This window comes from Nitrospira marina (genome assembly GCF_059568365.1).
Genome location: NZ_JCANTH010000001.1, coordinates 4,293,966 through 4,316,630 on the forward strand (window position 1 = coordinate 4,293,966; position 22,665 = coordinate 4,316,630).

The window sequence follows — 22,665 nt, forward strand, 5'->3', positions numbered from 1 at the left end:
CATGTAACCCAGACCAATCACTTTTTGAAATCTGAGGCAACTGGTGATGTTTTTCTCACTCATCTTATTTTTGAATTTCCCAGTTCACCGGGGTACTGCCCGGAAACCCCACCGAACCGATTTTCAAACCATCCATCAGCCATACGGCCACTTTGCCATTTGTCCGATTTTGTAAGATAACATCTTCCTTACCATCTCCATCCGCATCATTCACCTGCCTAATTTCCCATTCGAGAGGTATACCTCCTATAAAACCTGACAAGGGTGTCCTCGCCCCGTCCATCAGCCACACCGACACCATTCCACTTTTTTTATTGCGCCAGATCACATCCCCTTTACCGTCCCCATTGACATCTCCAAGTAGTTGAATTTCCCAATCCAGCGAAGTGCTTGCGGGAAATCCCACCGAGGTAATGGTCAACCCATTCATTAACCAGACCGCCACTGTGCCATTCGTCCGATTCTGCCAAACCAGGTCGGCCGTCCCATCGCCATTGATATCACCCACTTGCTCTATTTCCCACACTGTTGGAGTGCCCCCAAGAAAGCCGACAGAGTGAATCGACAGCCCATCCATAAACCATACAGTCACCATTCCACTATCCGGATTGCGCCAGATCACATCCGCTTTGCCATCCCCATTGATATCACCGATCCCCTTAACCACCCATTCGGCTGAAACACCACCCAGAAAGCCGAACGATTGTATTGTCCCCTCCTTCATTAGCCAAATACCCACCACTCCACTTATGGTGTTCTGCCAAAGGATGTCGCCTTCACCATCTCCATTGATATCTCCCATCTGCTTAATCTTCCATTCCGTAGAAGTACTTCCCGGAAAACCGACTGACGTAATGGTCAGCCCATTCATCCGCCAAACAGCGACTTCACCGCTGCTCGCATTGCGCCAAAGCACATTAGTAGTTGGAGGCGAGATATCGGGAGCGGGGCCCTTCGCTGGTTGAACGATGACGGAATACATACTGCCACTCCCCCCACCGGCATTACCCCCGAGAGTGATCGTCCCGGCGGGGAAAGCCCGAGCATAGAGGCGGAAGGTCGTATCCGAGGTCACCAGATTCTTGCCCGTATCGGTAAAGCTGCTCAACCACGACGGTTTTGGCGTGAGCCGCACGTCATAAGCTACCGAGACGGACACCGGTTGATTCACCGTAAAGCGGAGGAAAGCCGCTGCCGTGGCCGCTTTATCATTATTAGCCGTTTGGATATAGGCCGCGCCCTGCACACTCGTAGGGACCGTGGTAAAGGTATAGGCGCGGTCGCGATACACCGTCCCCCCGGCTTGGAGGCCGACGGCGGACACCAGGTACGTGGCTCCACTGGCAACGGTCAGATTCGAAATACTGAGCGAGGAGGACGGCGGCGGACTAGAAGAACCGGAAGAGGGGGAGGACGGTGCGATATATTTTTTCACCTCGGGGGAGGGAAGACTTTCATTGCCCGAGGCATCGAAAGCCGTAATCGTAAAATAGTGCGTTTTGTCCGTGGGTAAGTTGGTATATTGATGGGTCGTGATCTTCCCGACCGTCGTGGGAACCCCATAAACCCCGGGATTGGTTCCTCGATAGATCCGATATCCCGCTAAATTGGCCTCTTGATTGGCGGTCCATTGGAGGGTGGCCGAATCACTGGTCGCGGCTTGTGCCCCCTGCGGGAGAAAAAGGAGGCAACTGCCAAGGATACACCACGCTAGACACCTTTTTAGACGACTCGCCGCACGACCATCGGACATGGGATACCTCCTTCGCACACATACAGAGGCCCCATTCCCGCACATCTCTCTTTCTTCGGTAACCCGGCTATCAGAAATTCTGACCCGTGGCTTTGCGTCCCCACTTCACAATGGGTTTGCCTTTATCGGAAAGAGGCCACTAGTTTACGTTGTGTTATGCCATCTTCTTTCGAATGATCCAAACTCGCTTTTGAGTGAGGAGACACGTGACCAATTACTTCACGGGCTTTTATCGGTGGATCCCCAAAAGCCTTTAGGCATCAACCAGGCAGGGAAGGTTAGAGAATTCTTCTGGCACTTGCCGCCTAATCATGTCGTTCTTGACCGGCACGGTTGTCGGGTCTTCTTCACCATCCTTGAGACGTGCGCAAGGCATGAAGACCCAAACCTTGCTTGACGAAACCCTTTTGTTTGGAACACGAAAAGACCCGTTCGCGACGCATTCCTTCAGCGAAAGCTCAGCCGGCATCGCATCCCCTTCACAGGACCCACCCGGGTTTCAAATTTTGGATCATGGCCTTCGGCGTCGGATAAGTGCGGAAAACCAGTGGAAAAAGCTCAATTTAAGGATCGAATTCTTCCAACACAACATCATTGGACCAGAGGTTGGACGATGACGGAATACATGCTGCCGCTCTTCCCGCTGGCATTGCCCCCGAGAGTGATCGTTCCGGCCGGAAAGGCCCGAACAAAGAGGTGGAGGGTCGTATCCGAGGTCACCAGATTCTTGCCTGTATCGGTAAAGCTGCTCAGCCACGACGGTTTCGGAGTCAGCCGCACGTCATAGGCCACCGTGACGGACACCGGTTGATTCACCGTAAAGCGGAGGAAGGCCGCCGTCGTGGCCGCTTTATCATTATTGGCCGTTTGGATATAAGCCGCGCCCTGCACATTCGTAGGGACCGTGGTAAATGTGTAGGCGCGGTCGCGATACACCGTCCCTCCGACGCGAAGGCTCGCTGCGGACACGCCATACGCTGCCCCACTAGCGACGGTCAGGTTGGTAATAGCTAATGGGCCCGTGGTCGGATTGGTAACAGTGGTGGTAACCGGGGCTGAGGGTTGAACGATGACAGAATACATGCTGCCGCTCTTCCCGCTGGCATTGCCCCCGAGAGTGATCGTTCCGGCCGGAAAGGCCCGAACAAAGAGGTGGAGGGTCGTATCCGAGGTCACCAGATTCTTGCCTGTATCGGTAAAGCTGCTCAACCACGACGGTTTTGGCGTGAGCCGCACGTCATAGGCCACCGTGACGGACACCGGTTGATTCACCGTAAAGCGGAGGAAGGCCGCCGTCGTGGCCGCTTTATCATTATTGGCCGTTTGGATATAAGCCGCGCCCTGCACATTCGTAGGGACCGTGGTAAATGTGTAGGCGCGGTCGCGATACACCGTCCCTCCGACGCGAAGGCTCGCTGCGGACACGCCATACGCTGCCCCACTAGCGACGGTCAGGTTGGTAATAGCTAATGGGCCCGTGGTCGGATTGGTAACAGTGGTGGTAACCGGGGCTGAGGGTTGAACGATGACGGAATACATGCTGCCGCTCTTCCCGCTGGCATTGCCCCCGAGAGTGATCGTTCCGGCCGGAAAGGCCCGAACAAAGAGGTGGAGGGTCGTATCCGAGGTCACCAGATTCTTGCCTGTATCGGTAAAGCTGCTCAGCCACGACGGTTTCGGAGTCAGCCGCACGTCATAGGCCACCGTGACGGACACCGGTTGATTCACCGTAAAGCGGAGGAAGGCCGCCGTCGTGGCCGCTTTATCATTATTGGCCGTTTGGATATAGGCCGCGCCCTGCACATTCGTAGGGACCGTGGTAAATGTGTAGGCGCGGTCGCGATACACCGTCCCTCCGACGCGAAGGCTCGCTGCGGACACGCCATACGCTGCCCCACTAGCGACGGTCAGGTTGGTAATAGCTAATGGGCCCGTGGTTGGATTGGTTGTGGAAATAGTTGTTGGTGGCGTAGTTGGATTGGCGACGGTTCCGGTAACCGGAGCTGAGCTTGTGGTATTGCCCGCCGCATCGCGGGCAATCGCCGTCAAGGTATATTGACCGGGAGCCACTCCAGTCGTGTTCCATTTTTGTGAGAAGGGGAGTGTCGTATCTTCCGCCCCCAGGTTGATCCCATTGAGTCGGAATTGTACACCCACCACTCCAATATTATCTGTGGCGATGGCCGATACAGTAACGGTGCCACTCAGGGACTTCCCATTTTGCATGCCAACCAGAGCTACCGTGGGAGGGGTGATATCGGGAGCGGGGCCCTTCGCTGGTTGAACGATGACGGAATACATACTGCCACTCCCCCCACCGGCATTACCCCCGAGAGTGATCGTCCCGGCGGGGAAAGCCCGAGCATAGAGGCGGAAGGTCGTATCCGAGGTCACCAGATTCTTGCCCGTATCGGTAAAGCTGCTCAACCACGACGGTTTTGGCGTGAGCCGCACGTCATAAGCTACCGAGACGGACACCGGTTGATTCACCGTAAAGCGGAGGAAAGCCGCTGCCGTGGCCGCTTTATCATTATTAGCCGTTTGGATATAGGCCGCGCCCTGCACACTCGTAGGGACCGTGGTAAAGGTATAGGCGCGGTCGCGATACACCGTCCCCCCGGCTTGGAGGCCGACGGCGGACACCAGGTACGTGGCTCCACTGGCAACGGTCAGATTCGAAATACTGAGCGAGGAGGACGGCGGCGGACTAGAAGAACCGGAAGAGGGGGAGGACGGTGCGATATATTTTTTCACCTCGGGGGAGGGAAGACTTTCATTGCCCGAGGCATCGAAAGCCGTAATCGTAAAATAGTGCGTTTTGTCCGTGGGTAAGTTGGTATATTGATGGGTCGTGATCTTCCCGACCGTCGTGGGAACCCCATAAACCCCGGGGTTGGTTCCTCGATAGATCCGATATCCCGCTAAATTGGCCTCTTGATTGGCGGTCCATTGGAGGGTGGCCGAATCACTGGTCGCGGCTTGTGCCCCCTGCGGGAGAAAAAGGAGGCAACTGCCAAGGATACACCACGCTAGACACCTTTTTAGACGACTCGCCGCACGACCATCGGACATGGGATACCTCCTTCGCACACATACAGAGGCCCCATTCCCGCACGTCTCTCTTTCTTCGGTAACCCGGCTATCAGAAATTCTGACCCGTGGCTTTGCGTCCCCACTTCACAATGGGTTTGCCTTTATCGGAAAGAGGCCACTAGTTTACGTTGTGTTATGCCATCTTCTTTCGAATGATCCAAACTCGCTTTTGAGTGAGGAGACACGTGACCAATTACTTCACGGGCTTTTATCGGTGGATCCCCAAAAGCCTTTAGGCATCAACCAGGCAGGGAAGGTTAGAGAATTCTTCTGGCACTTGCCGCCTAATCATGATCGTTCTTGACCGGCACGGTTGTCGGGTCTTCTTCACCATCCTTGAGACGTGCGCAAGGCATGAAGACCCGAACCTTGCTTGACGAAACCCTCCTGTTTGGAACACGAAAAGACCCGTTCGCGACGCATTCCTTCAGCGAAAGCTCAGCCGGCATCGCATCCCCTTCACAAGAACCCATCTGGGATTCAGCTATCTCCAGCATGGAGCTCTCATGGCAGGCAAGCCTGATTCCAAGAACATAAGACGTTCACGCCAGCCACGTTCTACACCTGAAGAAGAATAGCCATGGTCATCGGGTGGAACGATTTTGTGGAGGAATCGACCATAAGGGCTTACCCGCCGTCCAAATAGGCCTAAGCAAGACCAAGCCTTTCACATTTTGACATCCACAAGCAGGGCGATGGCCTTACGGATTTGCTCACGGGCACCAAGAAGGACGAGGACATCACCTGGCTCTAGAATCGTATCGCGAGATGGATTGGATTGCGTCACGCCATCCCGTGTAATCGCAATCACCGAAGCGCCCGTCCGTCCATGGATATGCAACTGCGTCAATGGTTTCCCCAGCACGGGAGAATCGTTTTCCACCCGACAGGTATCGACTTGCACATCAGCCAACGTTCCAGCACGCAGATGGTGAGCTAACTCAGGGAGCTCCCCTCTCCGGAGTAGGAGATACCCCTCCCGACGAATTTGTTCAACTTTATCTTGAATTCTGTCCTTCGGCGTCTGATAGGTACGAAGAACCAAGGCAAAAATCTCAATTGATGTTTCGAATTCTTCCGGCACGACATCATTGGCTCCTAGTTCTTGAAGATCTTGCAATTCCTTTAAATAGCGTGTTCGTACGACAATATGAAGAGTGGGATTTAGTTGTCGTGCTTGTTGAACAATTCGGCGCGCGCCAAAAGGATCAGAGGTAGCCACCACGAGTACTCGTGCCAATAAGATTCCGGCTTGAGTCAACACTCTGGGATTCGTCCCATCCCCATAGAGCATGATGCCCCGTCCTTTTTGATCAGCCTGCACGACATCAGGATTGACGTCCAGAACCACAAATGGAATCTCCATATCACTTAAAACCCTGGCAAGATTCCGGCCATTTAAGCCATAACCCACGATAATGACATGGTCTTTGACCTTAATCTTGGTACTTTGCGCATTGACCTGACGTCGAGGAAACCAATGTTTCAGGCGGTCAAGGGCCTCGGCGCGTCTAGCTAGGCGGGGAGCCCATTGAATCAAAAATGGGGTAATTGTCATGGACAACACCGATACTGCAAGAAATATATTATAGGCTTGCGTGTCCAATAATCCCTCTCCCTGACCCACCCGCGCGAGGATAAAGGCAAATTCTCCAACCTGCGCTAATGCCACCCCCGTTAACAAAGCAGAAGAAACGGGAGCTCCAGCAAGGAATACCGCTCCGGTTCCTGTAAGGAACTTGCCTAACACAACAAGCACCAACAATCCCATCACCAGAATGGGAAATTCGGCGATGACCGAGGGATTCATTAACATCCCCACTGAGACAAAAAATAAACTATTAAAACTATCCCGAAAAGGAATGACTTCGGCCAGTGCTTGATGACTATATTCCGATTCAGAAATCACTAGCCCCGCGATAAATGCGCCAAGAGCCAATGACAATCCGGCGAGGGAGGTCAACCAAGCCGTTCCCAGCCCCAATACAATAATCGACAGGAGGAATAACTCTCGACTTCGAGTCCCCACAATTAGATGAAGAACATGAGGGACAAAAACCCGAGCAGCCAACACGATCAATCCCACAACCATAACGGATTTCACGAGCGTTTCGACAATGACCCCTGTTTCCCCTTGGGAACCCGTTCCCAGTACCGGAGTCAGTAAAATCATAGCCACGACGGCTAGATCCTGAAAAATAAGAATCGCCATGGTCGCTTGCCCATGCAACGCATCCATTTCCCCTCGATCCCCTAGAATCTTGAGGACAATGGCGGTGCTGCTCAACGACAACAACAGACCCCAGAAGACCGATTCTTCCCATGATCGACCCAGAAACCAGCCCCCAAGTGCTACAGCACTCAGCATGCTTAAAATTTGCAGTGGACCTCCAACCCATAAGAGCCTTCTGGAAGCCCGTATGCGCGAAAGAGAAGTTTCCAAGCCTATGGTAAATAACAACAACACCACACCGATTTCGGCGAGAGTTTCGACTTGGTGTAGATCTGAAATGAGGTTCAGGCCGTAAGGCCCCACTAAGGTGCCAGAAACTAAAAATCCCGCAACTGCCGGTAGCCGGAGTTTTTGAAAAACAAAAACAACCAGAACAGAAATAGAAAAAATAATGAGGACATCCCGTAGGATGTGGACTTCACTCATCTTTCGGAGGTGCGGCCCTGGGCAATGACTCCCATTCAGGGTATTTCCAGCAATGAACAGGAACAGGATAAAGGAGACGGGGATGATCTCAAGAACCCATCATCCCTCGGATTGAGAATAATGTCTACCATGCGCTGCGCCCCATTCAACAGACGTGGGCCAATGCTCGTTCGTTTAGGATCGGAAGGAGAATCGAGATGCGTCCTTCCAGGCCCATCCCGATTAGTTGAGAAGATCAAAAGAATTTCACAAGCGGTCTGAAGGCGAAAAATCCTGAAAAAGCCAGGGAGCCTCCTGAGCCCTGCGTTTTTCATAAGCGGTAATGGCAGATTCGTGTTGAAGCGTGAGCCCAATTCCGTCTAATCCCTTTAACAAGCAATCCTTGCGAAATGGATCCAAGGTGAACGAATACTTCTCCCCTTCAGGAAGGGTAACCACCTGCTGAGCCAAGTCGACTGTGACACGATATTGGTCGGTATGGGCTACTCGGTCAAATAATGTTTGGATGTCTTCTCCTGGAAGCTCGACGGGGAGAATCCCATTCTGGAAACAATTATTGTAGAAAATATCGGCAAAACTCGGAGCCAGAATACAACGAATGCCATAGTCCAACAAGGCCCATGGAGCATGTTCCCTTGAGGATCCACACCCGAAATTTTCACGGGTCAGCAGAATCGTGGACTCTTGATAGCGCGGTTGGTTGACAAAAAAATCAGGATCCGGAGACCCATCTGCCCGCCGCCGCCAATCGGCAAACAATCCCTCTTTGAGGCCGGTGCGATGGATCGTTTTCAAATATTGCTTCGGGATGATTTGATCCGTATCGACATTTCCACGATTTAACGGAGCGACCGTTCCCGTCAATATAGTAAAGGCTTGCATATCTATCTCCCGTGTTATGCTAGAGGAAGGAATAGCCATCCTGAAGACAAAAGAATTCCCTTAATAACCTCACATCTTCCAATCACGAATATCCACAAAATGTCCTTCAACCGCAGCAGCAGCAGCCATGGCAGGGGAGACTAAGTGCGTCCGTCCGCCCTTACCCTGACGTCCCTCGAAGTTTCGATTACTGGTTGAGGCGCATCGTTCTCCCGGTGTGAGCACGTCCGCATTCATGGCGAGGCACATACTGCACCCCGGTTCCCGCCATTCAAAACCCGCTTCACGAAAAATCCGATCCAACCCTTCCTCTTCCGCTTGGTGTTTGACTAACCCTGATCCTGGGACCACCATAGCCTTGACGCTTTGAGCGACGCGCTTTCCTTTGACATATCGAGCTGCCACCCGCAAATCCTCAATTCGTGAGTTTGTGCAGGACCCGATGAAGACTCGATCGACCCGTATGTCACATATAGGGATGCCAGCTGGCAACCCCATATACGCCAAGGCCCGTTCTGTGGCCATCCGCAATTTTTCATCCGCAATGGATCCAGGATCGGGCACATGGCCATTCACATCCGTCACCATTCCCGGATTGGTCCCCCAAGTCACTTGAGGAGAAACATCTTCCCCTCGCAGCTCAACAACCTTATCAAACCTGGCTCCAGGGTCGGTTTTCAAATTCAGCCAATCCGACTTCGCCTGTTGAAACAGCGCTCCTTTCGGACTGAGGGGTCGGCTCTTCACGTAAGCGACCGTCGATTCGTCTGGACTGACAAGACCAGCGCGGGCTCCCGCTTCAATAGACATGTTACAAAGGGTCATCCGTCCCTCCATTGAAAACGATCGGATCACCGAACCCGTATACTCCACGACAAAGCCGTTTCCACCACCAATACCAATTTGTCCGATAATCGCCAGAATCACATCTTTGGAAGAACAATAGTCAGGAAGCGCACCCTCCACACGAATTTCCATAGTTTTTGGTCGTTTCTGGACCAAACATTGGGTCGCCAGCACATGCTCGACCTCCGATGTCCCAATGCCAAACGCCAAGGCGCCAAATGCCCCATGAGTGGAGGTATGAGAATCTCCACACACAATTGTCATCCCCGGTAGCGTCAACCCTTGCTCAGGTCCGATCACATGAACAATGCCTTGCCGAATATCTTCCATCCCATAATAGGTTATGCCGAATTCTGCACAGTTGCCTTCCAAGGTTGAAATTTGCAAGGCACTCATCGGATCGGCAATGCCCTGCGACCGGTCGGTGGTTGGAACATTGTGATCGGGAACAGCAAGCGCAGCGGTTGGACGTCGTGGCCTTCTTCCAGCTAACCGAAGCCCTTCAAAGGCTTGAGGAGAGGTCACTTCATGCACCAAATGTCGGTCAATATATAATAAGGTAGTTCCATCTGGTTCTTCACGAACCACATGTTGATCCCAAATCTTTTCAAACAATGTTTTGTTTGCCATGGAATGTATCCTTCTTTTTGAAAATTTTCGGACTCTAATTATCTACATTCATCCCCTTCTGGCAAGTGCCAGGAAGAGTTTTTTCCAGAGTTGTATCCATCTCCGCCTTTTCTTTGTGGTCTTTTAAGACTTCTGATATACTTTTCCCTGCGACAGGGGACAGTCCAACCTTTATGGTTCCACCTGCTAACTACTTAGGTGGAAATAAGTGAGTGCAGACAACGATTCATCCAGCCCAGAACCAATTTTAAGTGGTTTCCGGCCAATCGCGAACAACGACCAAACGTCGATACATCCATAAAGTGGCAAAGGTTATCTATTTCCCCTGGAGCGCAGAAAGACTCTAACAATCCTAATTCCGATTCTGCCATTGTCGCCCACCCTCTGAAATTAATAGGTCTCAAGACTTCACATGGGTATATTCAATTATTGCATTAGCCATTTTTCCCAAGACATGGCCATCGATCTGGGAACCTCTTCAACCTTAATTTATATTAAGGGGAAAGGGATTGTCCTCAACGAACCTTCCGTCGTGACAGTTGAGACAAACTCCAAAAAACTTCTAGCGGTTGGGGAAGAAGCGAAGCGAATGATCGGTCGAACCCCGGGCAATCTCACCGCCATCCGTCCCATGCGAGAGGGTGTTATTGCTGATTTTGACATGACGGAACACATGTTACGCCACTTTATCCAAAAAGTTCATCGCGGGGGAACTCTCCTCAGGCCACGCATCATTATTGGTGTCCCGTCCAGGATCACACAAGTCGAACAACGTGCCGTCAAGGAATCAGCTGAGCTCGCTGGTGCCCGTGAAGTTTATCTCATTGAGGAACCGGTGGCCGCGGCCATTGGAGCAGGATTGCCGATTACCGAGCCTTCCGGCAACATGGTCGTCGATATCGGAGGAGGCACCACCGACATCGCCGTGATCTCCCTGGGAGGCATTGTATACAGTGAATCGGTCCGTATCGCGGGCGATCAACTAGATGGAGCGATCACAAGCTATCTCAAGCGGGAATATAGCTTGTTAATCGGCGAACATATGGCAGAACGCATCAAGATGGAAATCGGCTCAGCCTATCCTCTGCCTGAAAAAAAGCAAATGGCCGTCAAAGGGCGAGATGTGGTGTCCGGCATCCCCAGAACGATCCTCGTTGACGACAATGAAATACGAGAAGCGTTACAAGATTGCCTCACCACCATCATCCGAGCCATCCGTCTGGCCTTGGAAAACACTCCCCCTGAATTGGCAGGGGATATTATTGACCGGGGGATCGTGCTGACCGGAGGCGGATCGATGCTTCAAGGGCTGGATAATCGACTACGGGAAGAAACGTCTTTACCCATTGTCACGGTCGATGACCCCTTAACCTCGGTTGTTTTGGGAGTAGGGAAAACTCTTGAGGAATTCAGCCTCCTTCGGAAAATTTCCTCGCATTCCAGGCTGAATCCCTGAGCTTCCCTCAATTTGCATGCCTCGATCAGAGCCAAATTTTCCCATATCCACAAGTATCCGGAGAGTTTTAGGAGTTATCTTCATTCTATTCCTCGCCCTCCTGCTGTTTCTGCCGCGACAATCTCAGGAATGGTTAAGTCATGTGGGAGGACCTTTCGCACGAATTCTGGAAGTTCCCCTTCATGTTGTCGCCTCGATACAGGATTCTTTCAGTCACGCTTGGGACCAATACATCGACTTACAAAATGTGTGGGAAGAAAACCAACAGCTCAAGCAGGAAGTTCAGCGCTTACAAGGTGAGCAGAATACCCTTCGAGAACATGCCATCATTGCCATGCAATATCAACAATTGCTGGCGTATCAGGAAACCACACCCATGAGGACCCTTCCGGCTCGAATCATCGGCCGGAACGTGTCCAATTGGTATCGGGCGATGATCATCAATAAAGGTAACCAAGACGGCATTCATCCGGAAATGGGAGTCATCACGGATTCCGGAGTAGTAGGTCGTGTCGTACGAGTAAACCCCACGACGGCCGTCGTGCTTCTGCTTTCCGACCCCAACGTCGCGATTACCGGGATGATTCAAAAAAGCCGGGATGAGGGTCTGGTACAGGGAACCCCTCAAGGAACTATTCATATGAAATATCTGCCTCCTTTATCCCCTGTCCAACCAGGAGATCCAGTGGTCACATCTGGATTAACGGATGATTTTCCCCGTGGACTCCAAATTGGCCGGATTCAACAGGTTACCAAAGCCGATACTGACTTATTTCAATTGGGTGAAATTGATCCAATTGTCGATTTTGCCAAACTCGAAGCGGTCCTGGTCATTACCTCGTTCCAGCCTGCTCCCACTTCTTCCTTACCAAAACCCCCTGTCTCGCCTTCTCCCTAATATAATCTCGTGACTATTTTTCTCGACATCCTTTTGTGCTTTGGAGTGGTTCTGGCTCAAGCCACCTTTAGCACCATTCTATCCGCCAAAGGGATTTACCCTGACCTATGTTTCATTCTAGCCTGTGTAATGGGATTTCACTCAGGAGAATACAAAGGACTCAGGATCGGCCTGACGGTGGGACTTTTCCAAGATTTATTCAGTCCTGGTGGTATTGGGCTCAATATGATCTTAAAGGGACTCGCGGGAGCCCTGGCCGGCGTCACCACGCACACGTTTTCCACCGTCACCAGTCCCGCAATCTTGCTTGTCAGCTTTGCCCTGTCGTTTGGATGCGGATTGGCTTCTCTCGTCGTGGCATATCCGGTTGTGGATGCCCCGATCCTTTTTCACGCCATCTCCTCCCAACTTCTCCCGCAAGGACTCTATAATAGCCTCCTGACCTTAGGGATGTTCTGGGTCATTAAATACATTGGCCCATCGCTGAGTATGGTACACTTAGGTCGGGGACCACGATAAGACCCGCACAATGCTGGACACTTCCCGCCAGGCTAATGAACTTGCCGATATTCAAAATCGGTTAATATTCGTCAAGATCGGCTTTCTGATGCTATTGGTATTACTGGGGTTACGCCTTTGGCAATTACAGGTTCGAGACGGATTGCACTATCAAGAACTTGCCCGCGACAATCGCACTCGATCCATTGTTTTGGAACCGGCTCGAGGACTTCTATATGATCGGAATGGTGAACTCCTCGCCAATAATATTCCCAGCTTCCAACTGTATGTTTCTTTGGAAGACATACAGGACCGCGAGGCTCTTTTAGCTCAGTTACCTCTTTACGTCGATATTGACCAACAAGAGATTTTCAATAAACTTTCAACAAAAAGCCGAAGAGGCCGAGTCAAGATCAAAGCCGATATTACGCTGAAAGAGGCGGCACTCATAGAATCGCACCGGCTTGAACTCCCCGGTGTGGTGATTCAGCCGGAATATCAGCGTCACTATCCACTCAACAATTACGCCTCGCACGTCCTGGGTTACGTGGGTGAAATTTCCGAATCACAGCTTAAAGACCCTGAATTTTCCCATCTTCAGGGCGGACGCATCATCGGGCAAAATGGAGTGGAGCGGACATTTGATGAATATCTTCTTGGAGAAACCGGAGAGGAAGTGATTGAAGTCGATGCGCTGGGGTATCCGAAACGGTCTCTCTCAGTTCGACGTCCCCTGGCCGGGGATGACCTGTACCTGACGCTCGACATTCGACTTCAGCGCCTCGCAGAGGACCTTCTTGGACAGGAGGCGGGGGCCATTGTTGCCCTGGATCCCTGGAATGGGGACGTTCTGGCTCTGGCGAGTAAACCCGGGTTTAATCCCAATGATGTTTCGGGAGGGATTAGTGCCAAGGATTGGCAACGATTTCTCAAGGATACACGCCACCCTCTCACCAATCGCGCCATTCAAGGGCAATATCCCCCAGGGTCGGTATTTAAAATTATTATGGCCGCGGCCCTCTTGGAGACTCAAACCCTCAGCGCAGAGGAAATGGTACCCTGCCATGGAACCTTTCCCTTTGGAAGGCGAGCCTTTCGTGATTGGAAGGCAGGAGGCCACGGTCAGGTCGACTTAACCAAAGCTATCGCGGAATCGTGCGATGTCTACTTTTATAAAGCCGGCAATCAATTGGGCATTGATCCCATCGCCACCTATGCTCGTCAATTCGGATTAGGTGAAAAAACCGGCATTGCGCTCCCTTCCGAACGGTCGGGCCTTGTTCCATCCTCGGAATGGAAAAAAAGGGTCAAACGGGAACCATGGTACCCTGGTGAAACCATTTCCATTTCTATTGGACAAGGATTTTTAACCGTGACTCCCATTCAGATGGCCAAAGTTGCCGCCATCGTAGCAACCAATGGACGAGTGGTCCAACCCCGCTTGCTCAAAGCCTCTCGACTGCGGCGAACCGGCACACTCAAAGAAAACCCAGAGCCACCCATTCGACAATTGGCCATTCCTCCCCAAACGTTTGCCCATATCAAGAAAGGATTGGCGGCAGTCGTCACGAAAGGTACAGCCAAACTAGCACAATCAGAATTCGTGAGCATTGCAGGCAAGACTGGAACGGCGCAAGTTGTCGCCCTGAAACCGGATGGAGACAAAGATAAAAACAAGGAACCTCAAAAAGAATTTCGGGACCATGCGTGGTTTGTGGCCTTTGCTCCGGTAGAACACCCGAAGATTGCCGTGGCGGTATTAGTTGAACACATGGGGCATGGAGGCTCAGCGTCCGCCCCCTTGGCCAAGACACTCATCGAAGCCTATATGGGTTTTGAGACCACCCAAGAGCCCTCTCTTTGATAAAGAATCCGCTCTCTCTGAAGGATGGAGAACAACGCATCTCATGTCATTAATGAACGATAATGTGAATCGCCGCGGACTGGATACCTTCGATTGGTGTTTCCTGGGTGTCATTATGGCAATTATCTCTGTGGGCATCCTATCCATTTATAGCGTTACCAATCCGCAGACGACGACCGGATTCCCTATTTATCTCAAGCAGGCCACATGGATGGTGGTCGGCTCTTTAGCCTTTCTGGTCGCGGTCGGTATTGACTATCACAAGCTCGCCCGTCTGTCATATCTGCTCTATGGGATCGGACTGATCTTACTTATCATCGTGTTAATCGCCGGGAAAACCAGTCGGGGCTCTCAACGATGGATTCCTCTCGGCCCCTTTGCGGTCCAGCCCTCCGAATTCATTAAGATTCCTTTGCTACTCATGCTGGCAGCCTACTATGGGGCAACCACCCGTGAAGGCTGGGTTCGTCGATTGATCATACCCGGATTGATCGTACTTCCAGGATTTTTACTCATCCTCAAGCAACCTGACTTGGGAAGTAGCTTGGGCTTTCTGGCTATTTTCCTTGTGGTGATTCTCACGGTGGGCATGAAATCCAAGGCCTTTGGGTTTGTGATTTTGGCAGCCCTGATGTTGTTCCCCTTTGCCTGGGGCGGGGTCTGGGGGTCCCTTCACGAGTACCAACAGGATCGGATTCTCAGCTTTGTCGATCCCAATTCTGATCCTGGGGGCAAAGGTTATCACGGGCTTCAATCGCGCATCGCCATCGGTTCAGGCCAATTACTGGGAAAGGGATTGTATGGGGGAACGCAAACCCAATTTAAATTTCTTCCTGAGGGCCACACCGATTTTGTGTTTGCGGTATTCGCAGAGGAATGGGGCTTTATTGGGTCAATAGTCTTACTTTCCCTATATATTCTTTTATTTTTGATGGGTTTAGAAATCGCGTTGAAAGCCAAAGACATTGTCGGGACCCTCTTGGCTGTCGGAGTGGTAACCATGATAGCCTTTGGAGTTGTCGTCAATATTGCCATGACATCCGGACTGGCCCCCGTTGTGGGCATTCCTCTTCCTCTCATGAGCTATGGAGGCAGCGCCATGGTTGTAAACCTCACAGCTCTGGGACTCTTGCTCAACGTGAAACGGAGACGTCTGTCACTCCTTTAGGTATCATGTATCCTGTGGTTTGATTTGGATAGACTGGGCCAGGTTATCGCACAAAGAGGTAAACAACGGAGAATTTGAATCAGAAAAGTCCCAGAGCCGTGGATTTTTTCACATACTTGCGGGAACAAGGAAGTGGACACACAGAACCATCCTCACATGGTTCCATAACAGTATTCATTTACAATTATTGACAGAATGGGCACACAGCTATTTCAGATTTTGACAGGCAGATCCAACAAATTGGCTCAGCCACATCAGCGACATCTCTTAACCAAAGATGTTGATGAAGAATAGCTTCTGGTCCCTTCTGAGAATGTAGGGAGATCACTATGGGAGTAGAAATTGCGATCAGTGTCACTCGTGAAGAAACACGGGTGGCCGTGCTCGACAATCGTGTCGTAACAGAATTGTATGTCGACCGTCCAAGAAAAAAAGATTTTGTGGGGGACATTTACAAAGGCAAGGTCATTAAAGTTCTGCCAGGTATGCAAGCGGCCTTTGTCGATATCGGGCTGGATCGGGCCGCATTCATCCACGTATCTGATCTATCGGTCGGAACCGAACCGGGGGACACTCTTCTGGACAGTGAAGAGGATGAACGCAGTCAGGAGGTGCCGCGCCCTCGACGCCAAACAGCACGTCCCATCGAAAACCTGTTGACGGAAGGACAGGAACTTCTTGTCCAAATTTCCAAAGGCCCCATCGGTACGAAGGGACCTCGGATTACCACGTACGTCTCCCTCCCCGGGCGATTTCTAGTGCTCATGCCCAATGTCGACCATATTGGCGTGTCACGAAGAATTACAAACGACGAAGAACGTCACCGGCTGAAAGACCTCATGCGGCGCATCCGGAAACCCGAATATGGATACATTGTCAGGACCGTGTGTGAAGATGTGCCAGAAGAGGATTTGCAAACAGACGTCAGATTCCTGAGCGCGTTATGGGAAGACACGCTCAAAGCGGCCAACAGCCAACCTGCTCCATCCCTTTTGCATACGGATCTGTCCCTCCCGCTCCGGGTGGTACGAGACCTATTCACCAAAAAAGTCGATCGACTATTAATTGACGCTAAAGCGGATTTTGAGGAAGTGAAAGATTTTGTCCGTCGTTATCTTCCGGAACAAGCGGCGCGCGTTCATTTCTATGACAAGAAGCAGGAAGGGTTATTCGATCACTTGGGGATCGAATTGGAAATTACCAGAGCCCTGAGTCGGAAAGTCTGGCTTAAGTCCGGAGGACACATTGTCATTGACCACACAGAGGCCATGACGGTGGTGGACGTCAATACGGGCCGATTTGTGGGAAAACGCGACCAGGAAGAAACCATTTTAAAGAACAATCTGGAAGCCGCAAAGGAAATTGGCTATCAGATTAAATTACGAGGCATTGGGGGCATTATCATCATTGATTTCATTGACATGGAACGTGAACGGAACCGTGAGAAGGTGTATCAGGCCACCCTGGACGCCCTAGCGGGCGATAAGGCTCAAACACGTATCTCCCGCATTTCTGATCTTGGGCTCATCGAGATTTCCCGTGAACGTGTCCGCGAAGATCTGTTACGAACGCTGTCGGAAATTTGTGGTGACTGTGAGGGGAGAGGGTACACCAAATCCACCATGACGGTGGCGTATGAAATCTTTCGGGATATCCGGCGCATCGGAATGACTCGTGGACAACCGCAACAAATTGTGGTCGGTGCCAACCCCAAAGTTATTGAGCTCATTTTCGAAACCGAACACAGTAGTATTGAACAACTCGAACAGGAATTTCAACAACCAATATCCTTTGAGGCGGATCCATTACTCCACCTTGAGCAATATGACATCGTCGTGGTAGGAAAATTGACGTCACGCGCCGAATCCCGGACCGCATCCTAACCACGAAGGAACGAGTGAATCATGAGCGATGCCCTCAACCATCCTTTCTCAGTATCCCAAACACCTGTCTCCAGGAACAGAAAGGAATGGAGACCTAGATCTTTCCTTCAACTCTGGAAAAATCAGGAGGTCTTTATTAATCGGAGTCGAATCTGGAACGTTTTCTGGGTGGCGGGCCATGCAGGCAGACCATTTCACGGTGATCTTCGGGCTCGTATTCGCCATCCTCACAAAGGATCTGGATGACTTCACCCCTGCAAGGCTGGTTGGAACTTCTGGCAGTCAAAGGACTTGGCCCTGTTACTTACACCAGACTCATCAACAGATTCGGCTCACCAGAAGCCATTCGTTCCTTGAATGCCCACACACTGGTATCAACAGGTGAAATTTCTCCATCATTGGCCAGGGTCCTCCATCAACCCATATCTGCTGAAGCACAAGATCACATTGCCAAAGAATTGCAGGCCGTGCAGGATGGGCGATACTCTATCCTGACACTCACAGACGCTCACTATCCGCCCCGATTAAAAACCATTACGGATCCTCCTCCAGTACTCTGGTATACCGGCCAGCTCCAAGACCGCGATCAACAGGCCCTTGCCGTTGTCGGATCAAGAAAGGGCTCGCACATCGGTCGGACATTCACGCGACAACTGAGCGGCGATTTAGCTGCACTGGGCTTTACGATTGTGAGTGGCCTTGCCAGAGGCATTGATGCCGCGGCCCACGAAGGCGCACTCGCCACATCTGGGAGAACCCTGGCGGTCCTGGGATGCGGCATAGACCGCACCTATCCACCTGAGCACGGTCCATTACGACAACGCATTGAACAGCAGGGAGCCGTTCTCTCTGAATTTCCCATGGGAACCCCTCCACATTCTTACCATTTTCCTCAACGTAATCGGATCATTAGTGGACTCTCACTTGGTGTGATCGTCGCCGAAGCCACCTCGCGGAGTGGGTCACTCATTACCGCTCGGATGGCCTTAGAGCAAAACCGTGAAGTCTTTGCCGTCCCGGGAAATGTGACCAATACGTTGACTCGCGGCCCTCACCGCCTTATTAAAGAGGGAGCGAAATTAGTCGAAAGTTCTTTTGATGTTGTGGAAGAAATTCTTACTATGTTAGAACCCTCCTTCCGGGAGCAACTCGAAAAACAACAAGGCGCGCTTCAGCCTCAATCTTCCGCGCCTTCACTAGGGGCAGAGGAACAACATCTATTTGATCGTCTTTCACTTGAACCTGTTTCTCTAGATGATTTAATCACTCAATGCACTTATGCCCCATCTGAAGTCATGAGCATTCTCTTGTCTTTGGAGATCAAAGGGCTTATAAAGCAGATACCGGGGCTGCAATATCTCCGGATGAGCATTCGATAGTAGACAACTCATCCTTTCCATGTAGGAAATGGTGCTCGTGTATAATTCATGACTTTCATCACTGTCTATGGCTAGATCACTCGTCATCGTCGAATCGCCCACCAAGGCAAAAACCCTATCCAAGTATCTTGGGCGTAATTACCAGGTCATTGCCTCAGTCGGTCATCTCAAGGATCTTCCGAAAAGCAAACTCGGGATTGACCTTGAGCATAATTTCGATCCGCAATACATCGTCATTCGTGGAAAAAGTAAAATCCTGAAAGAAATCAAAGCCAGCGCGAAAAAAGCCAAAGAAATTTTCCTGGCGGCTGACCCCGACCGTGAAGGCGAAGCCATTGCCTGGCATATTGCCGAGGAACTCAACGGTAACGGGCAGCAAATTCATCGGGTTCTTCTGAATGAAATCACCGAAACAGCGGTAAAACGGGCACTTAAAACACCCAGCACCATCGACATGAAAAAGGTGAATGCTCAACAAGCCCGCCGGGTATTGGACCGCCTTGTCGGTTATCTGCTCAGTCCGCTGTTATGGAAAAAAGTACGGCGGGGCCTGAGTGCAGGCCGAGTACAATCCGTTGCGGTTCGGGTTATCTGTGAACGGGAAGCGGAACGAGAGGCCTTCCAACCTGAAGAATACTGGTCCATTACCGCGACCCTTGTCGGTCAGCATCCACCGCCATTTCAAGCCAGGCTCCATGAGATTGATGGGGAACGAGTCACCGTCCGAACGGCAGCGGAGACGGAGCAAATTCTTCAGGACTTAGCAGGTGCCTCGTTTGCGGTTTCACACATTGATCAGAAAGAAAAACGTCGAAGTCCATCGGCCCCCTTTATCACCAGTCGACTCCAACAGGACAGTGCCAGAAAACTGCGATTTCCCGCAAAAAAAACCATGATGTTGGCACAACGCCTTTATGAAGGCATCGAGATTGGAAAAGAGGGTCAGGTCGGACTCATCACCTATATGCGGACAGACTCCACCCGCATTGCTCCTGAGGCCTTGGACGACGTCCGTGGTTACATACAAGATACATTTGGACCACCCTATCTTTCTGCCCAACCGAATGTGTACAAAACACAAAAGGCCGCGCAGGAAGCACATGAAGCCATCCGGCCCACCTCCACCAAACGTGACCCGGAAAGCCTTCGAGAATTATTAGAGCCTGACCTGTACAAACTTTATAAATTGATTTGGAACCGGTTCGTCGCCTCTCAAATGACACAGGGACTCGATCTCGTTACGCAAGTTGACGTCAAGGCCAAACGGTATACCTTTCGGGCAAGTGGAACCGTTGAAAAATTCGACGGCTACCGTCGAGTCTATCGAGAAGAAATCGAACAACCCACAGAAGGTATTTCTTCCAACGAAGAGAGTATGTCGACCGCCAGCCTCACCCTGCCTGATCTTTCAGACGGGGAATCCCTGACTCTTCAGGAAGGTTCGGAAGAGGGGATCATCTCGAAACAGCATTTCACTCAACCTCCACCTCGATATAACGAAGCCTTGCTCATTCGAGAAATGGAAGAAAAAGGGATTGGCCGACCTTCGACCTATGCCACCATTATTTCTACCATTCAAGACCGACATTACGTGGAAAAGGAGGAAGCCCGCCTACGACCAACGGAATTAGGAAGATTGGTTAATGACCGTCTTGTGAGCCACTTTCCTGATGTGTTCGACGTAGAATTCACCGCGAGAATGGAAAATGAACTGGATAGCATCGAAGAAGGTGAAAAAGATTGGGTCACCGCGGTGAAAGATTTTTATATCCCCTTCATCAAGGATCTGGAATCCGCTGAAGTGAACATGGAGGATCTCAAAGGCAAGGAAGAGCCCACGGAAGTCCCTTGCGACAAATGTGGCAAGCAGATGGTGATCAAATGGGGTCGCAATGGTCATTTCCTTGCTTGTCCTGGCTACCCTGAGTGCAAAAATACGAAAGAATTTACCAAGGATGAGGACGGAAGCGTTCAAGTCGTGGAGACAAAAGTTGAAACGACTGATGAAGTCTGTGCGAAATGTGGCAGCGGGATGGTGGTCAAGAGAGGCCGATTTGGAAATTTCCTCGCCTGCTCTCAATACCCAGAATGTAAAACCACCAAACCCTTAAAGCTCGGCGTCAAATGCGCTGTCAAGGATTGCGGGGGAGACCTGGTTCAAAAGCGCACAAAAAAAGGCAAGACATTTTATTCCTGTAGCAACTATCCTACGTGCACCTTTGCGATCTGGGATCGACCCATCAATCGTCCCTGCCCACAATGCCAGGCTCCATTCTTGATCGAAAAAATCAGGAAACAAACGGGAAGCAGAATTCTCTGTCACAATGCGGAATGCGGATATGAGGAGATAGCGGCACCAACGGAGAAGAACCCCGAACCAGCTTAAGATCCGACGGCAGGCTTGATACCTTTCTGATGCTCAAAGACTTTGATGGGCTCACCTTTGCCGTGAATAAACTCTTCCGTCACCAACACCTCTTTCACCTCCGCCTGGGACGGCAATTCATACATCAAGTCCAACATCACCGACTCTAAGACCGCCCGAAGTCCACGTGCTCCTGTTTTTTGCAGATGGGCTTTTTTGGCAATGGCCAATAACGCTCCATCGGCAAACTTTAATTTTACTTTATCCAAGGACAATAACTTCTGATATTGCTTGATCAAGGCGTTTTTGGGTTCCGTTAAAATGCGGACCAATGCCGGTTCATCCAATTGATCAAGAGCCGCGACAATGGGCAAACGACCGATAATTTCAGGAATCAATCCATATTGCAGTAAATCTTCCGGTTCCACTTTGGAGAATAAGTCACCAATTTGATGTTGACCACGTATCTGCACATCGGCGCCAAAGCCCATCCGCTTTTGATTCAACCTCCGCTCAATGATGGAATCCAATCCCACGAACGCCCCACCACAAATAAATAAAATATTAGTCGTATTGACTTGAATAAACTCCTGATGAGGATGCTTTCTTCCCCCTTGAGGGGGCACATTGGCCACGGTCCCTTCAATGAGTTTTAACAAGGCCTGCTGAACACCCTCACCTGAGACATCCCTCGTAATTGAAGGGCTATCGGCCTTGCGAGTAATTTTGTCAATTTCATCAATATACACGATTCCCCGTTCTGCACGCTCAACTTCATAGTCAGCAGCCTGCAGAAGTTTTAAGATAATATTTTCAACATCTTCACCGACATACCCGGCTTCCGTCAGCGTCGTCGCATCTGCAATCGTAAATGGTACATCCAGGTAATGGGCTAGGGTCTGGGCAAATAGAGTTTTTCCTGTTCCGGTCGGTCCGACAATTAAAATATTACCCTTTTGAAGTTCAACATCCCCGATTTCATTTGCTGATATACGCTTATAATGATTATAGACGGCTACCGAGAGAACCTTTTTTGCCTGATCCTGTCCGATAATGTATTGATCAAGATGTTGGTGGATATCCACCGGCTTGCACAGCTTCGCCGAAATCTCCTGGCGAGACTCCTGCCAATCCTCGGAGATAATTTCATTACATAAGCCGACACATTCATCACAAATATAGACGGTCGGACCCGCAATGAGTTTTCGAACCTGATCACGGTTTTTTCCGCAGAAGGAGCAACGAAGATTGGCTTCGGACTTCGCTTGTCTCGCCATAAGAAATGCCTCCT

Annotated in this window: 14 protein-coding genes and 2 riboswitches; of the genes, 8 read left to right on the forward strand and 6 right to left on the reverse strand. The window is 50.9% G+C overall.

Annotated elements, in window-relative coordinates; genetic code table 11:
- Window positions 1-64 precede the first annotated feature (64 nt).
- From LX98_RS18535 to leuC, 5 genes are all read right to left on the reverse strand, one after another.
- A complete protein-coding gene (locus LX98_RS18535) occupies window positions 65-1,753 on the reverse strand; it encodes an FG-GAP-like repeat-containing protein (protein ID WP_496430262.1) in 1,689 nt (562 codons plus the stop codon).
- 54 nt (window positions 1,754-1,807) lie between these two features.
- Window positions 1,808-1,884, reverse strand: a riboswitch (cyclic di-GMP riboswitch).
- A 460-nt stretch (window positions 1,885-2,344) separates the two neighbouring features.
- Window positions 2,345-4,825, reverse strand: a complete 2,481-nt coding sequence (locus LX98_RS18540; RefSeq protein WP_496430263.1) for an Ig-like domain-containing protein — start codon at window positions 4,823-4,825, stop codon at window positions 2,345-2,347.
- 54 nt (window positions 4,826-4,879) lie between these two features.
- Window positions 4,880-4,956: riboswitch (cyclic di-GMP riboswitch) on the reverse strand.
- A 557-nt stretch (window positions 4,957-5,513) separates the two neighbouring features.
- Entirely contained in the window at window positions 5,514-7,505 is a 1,992-nt protein-coding gene (locus LX98_RS18545) for a cation:proton antiporter domain-containing protein (RefSeq protein WP_496430264.1), read from the reverse strand.
- Window positions 7,506-7,751: 246 nt separating this feature from the next.
- Window positions 7,752-8,387, reverse strand: a complete 636-nt coding sequence (gene leuD, locus LX98_RS18550; protein ID WP_496430265.1) for a 3-isopropylmalate dehydratase small subunit — start codon at window positions 8,385-8,387, stop codon at window positions 7,752-7,754.
- Between the two features lie 69 nt (window positions 8,388-8,456).
- Window positions 8,457-9,863, reverse strand: coding sequence for a 3-isopropylmalate dehydratase large subunit (gene leuC, locus LX98_RS18555; protein WP_496430266.1), 1,407 nt, complete (start codon window positions 9,861-9,863; stop codon window positions 8,457-8,459).
- 412 nt (window positions 9,864-10,275) lie between these two features.
- Between leuC and LX98_RS18560 the strand changes: the two genes are divergently transcribed.
- The 8 genes from LX98_RS18560 (at window position 10,276) to topA (ending at window position 21,395) form a co-directional block, all read left to right on the forward strand.
- Window positions 10,276-11,319, forward strand: a complete 1,044-nt coding sequence (locus LX98_RS18560) for a rod shape-determining protein (RefSeq protein ID WP_376753394.1) — start codon at window positions 10,276-10,278, stop codon at window positions 11,317-11,319.
- A gap of 16 nt (window positions 11,320-11,335) precedes the next feature.
- Window positions 11,336-12,217 carry a rod shape-determining protein MreC gene (gene mreC, locus LX98_RS18565; RefSeq protein WP_496430267.1) on the forward strand — a complete coding sequence of 294 codons (882 nt, stop codon included), beginning with the start codon at window positions 11,336-11,338 and terminating at the stop codon, window positions 12,215-12,217.
- A gap of 9 nt (window positions 12,218-12,226) precedes the next feature.
- Window positions 12,227-12,736: a rod shape-determining protein MreD gene (gene mreD / locus LX98_RS18570; protein WP_496430268.1), complete on the forward strand. Its 510-nt coding sequence runs from the start codon at window positions 12,227-12,229 to the stop codon at window positions 12,734-12,736.
- 10 nt (window positions 12,737-12,746) lie between these two features.
- Window positions 12,747-14,579, forward strand: coding sequence for a penicillin-binding protein 2 (mrdA, locus tag LX98_RS18575; protein WP_496430269.1), 1,833 nt, complete (start codon window positions 12,747-12,749; stop codon window positions 14,577-14,579).
- A 43-nt stretch (window positions 14,580-14,622) separates the two neighbouring features.
- Window positions 14,623-15,747, forward strand: a complete 1,125-nt coding sequence (rodA, locus tag LX98_RS18580) for a rod shape-determining protein RodA (protein WP_496430270.1) — start codon at window positions 14,623-14,625, stop codon at window positions 15,745-15,747.
- A gap of 329 nt (window positions 15,748-16,076) precedes the next feature.
- Entirely contained in the window at window positions 16,077-17,630 is a 1,554-nt protein-coding gene (locus LX98_RS18585; protein ID WP_496430271.1) for an Rne/Rng family ribonuclease, read from the forward strand.
- 242 nt (window positions 17,631-17,872) lie between these two features.
- A complete protein-coding gene (gene dprA / locus LX98_RS18590) occupies window positions 17,873-19,009 on the forward strand; it encodes a DNA-processing protein DprA (protein WP_496430272.1) in 1,137 nt (378 codons plus the stop codon).
- 67 nt (window positions 19,010-19,076) lie between these two features.
- The gene (gene topA / locus LX98_RS18595; protein WP_496430273.1) at window positions 19,077-21,395 is read left to right on the forward strand and encodes a type I DNA topoisomerase; all 2,319 of its coding nucleotides are present in this window, start codon (window positions 19,077-19,079) and stop codon (window positions 21,393-21,395) included.
- On the opposite strand, the gene clpX is transcribed toward topA, so the two are convergent.
- Window positions 21,392-22,651, reverse strand: coding sequence for an ATP-dependent Clp protease ATP-binding subunit ClpX (gene clpX, locus LX98_RS18600; protein ID WP_496430274.1), 1,260 nt, complete (start codon window positions 22,649-22,651; stop codon window positions 21,392-21,394). The genes topA and clpX overlap by 4 nt on opposite strands.
- Between the last annotated feature and the right edge of the window lie 14 nt (window positions 22,652-22,665).

Coding starts and splice junctions, on each gene's coding strand:
- mreC (WP_496430267.1), top strand. CDS start 11,336: ATGCCTCGATCAGAGCCAAATTTTCCCATATCCACAAGTATCCGGAGA.
- clpX (WP_496430274.1), bottom strand. CDS start 22,651: ATGGCGAGACAAGCGAAGTCCGAAGCCAATCTTCGTTGCTCCTTCTGC.
- LX98_RS18585 (WP_496430271.1), top strand. CDS start 16,077: ATGGGAGTAGAAATTGCGATCAGTGTCACTCGTGAAGAAACACGGGTG.
- LX98_RS18545 (WP_496430264.1), bottom strand. CDS start 7,505: ATGAGTGAAGTCCACATCCTACGGGATGTCCTCATTATTTTTTCTATT.
- leuC (WP_496430266.1), bottom strand. CDS start 9,863: ATGGCAAACAAAACATTGTTTGAAAAGATTTGGGATCAACATGTGGTT.
- LX98_RS18540 (WP_496430263.1), bottom strand. CDS start 4,825: ATGTCCGATGGTCGTGCGGCGAGTCGTCTAAAAAGGTGTCTAGCGTGG.
- LX98_RS18560 (WP_376753394.1), top strand. CDS start 10,276: ATGGGTATATTCAATTATTGCATTAGCCATTTTTCCCAAGACATGGCC.
- topA (WP_496430273.1), top strand. CDS start 19,077: ATGGCTAGATCACTCGTCATCGTCGAATCGCCCACCAAGGCAAAAACC.
- dprA (WP_496430272.1), top strand. CDS start 17,873: ATGACTTCACCCCTGCAAGGCTGGTTGGAACTTCTGGCAGTCAAAGGA.
- leuD (WP_496430265.1), bottom strand. CDS start 8,387: ATGCAAGCCTTTACTATATTGACGGGAACGGTCGCTCCGTTAAATCGT.
- LX98_RS18535 (WP_496430262.1), bottom strand. CDS start 1,753: ATGTCCGATGGTCGTGCGGCGAGTCGTCTAAAAAGGTGTCTAGCGTGG.
- mrdA (WP_496430269.1), top strand. CDS start 12,747: ATGCTGGACACTTCCCGCCAGGCTAATGAACTTGCCGATATTCAAAAT.
- rodA (WP_496430270.1), top strand. CDS start 14,623: ATGTCATTAATGAACGATAATGTGAATCGCCGCGGACTGGATACCTTC.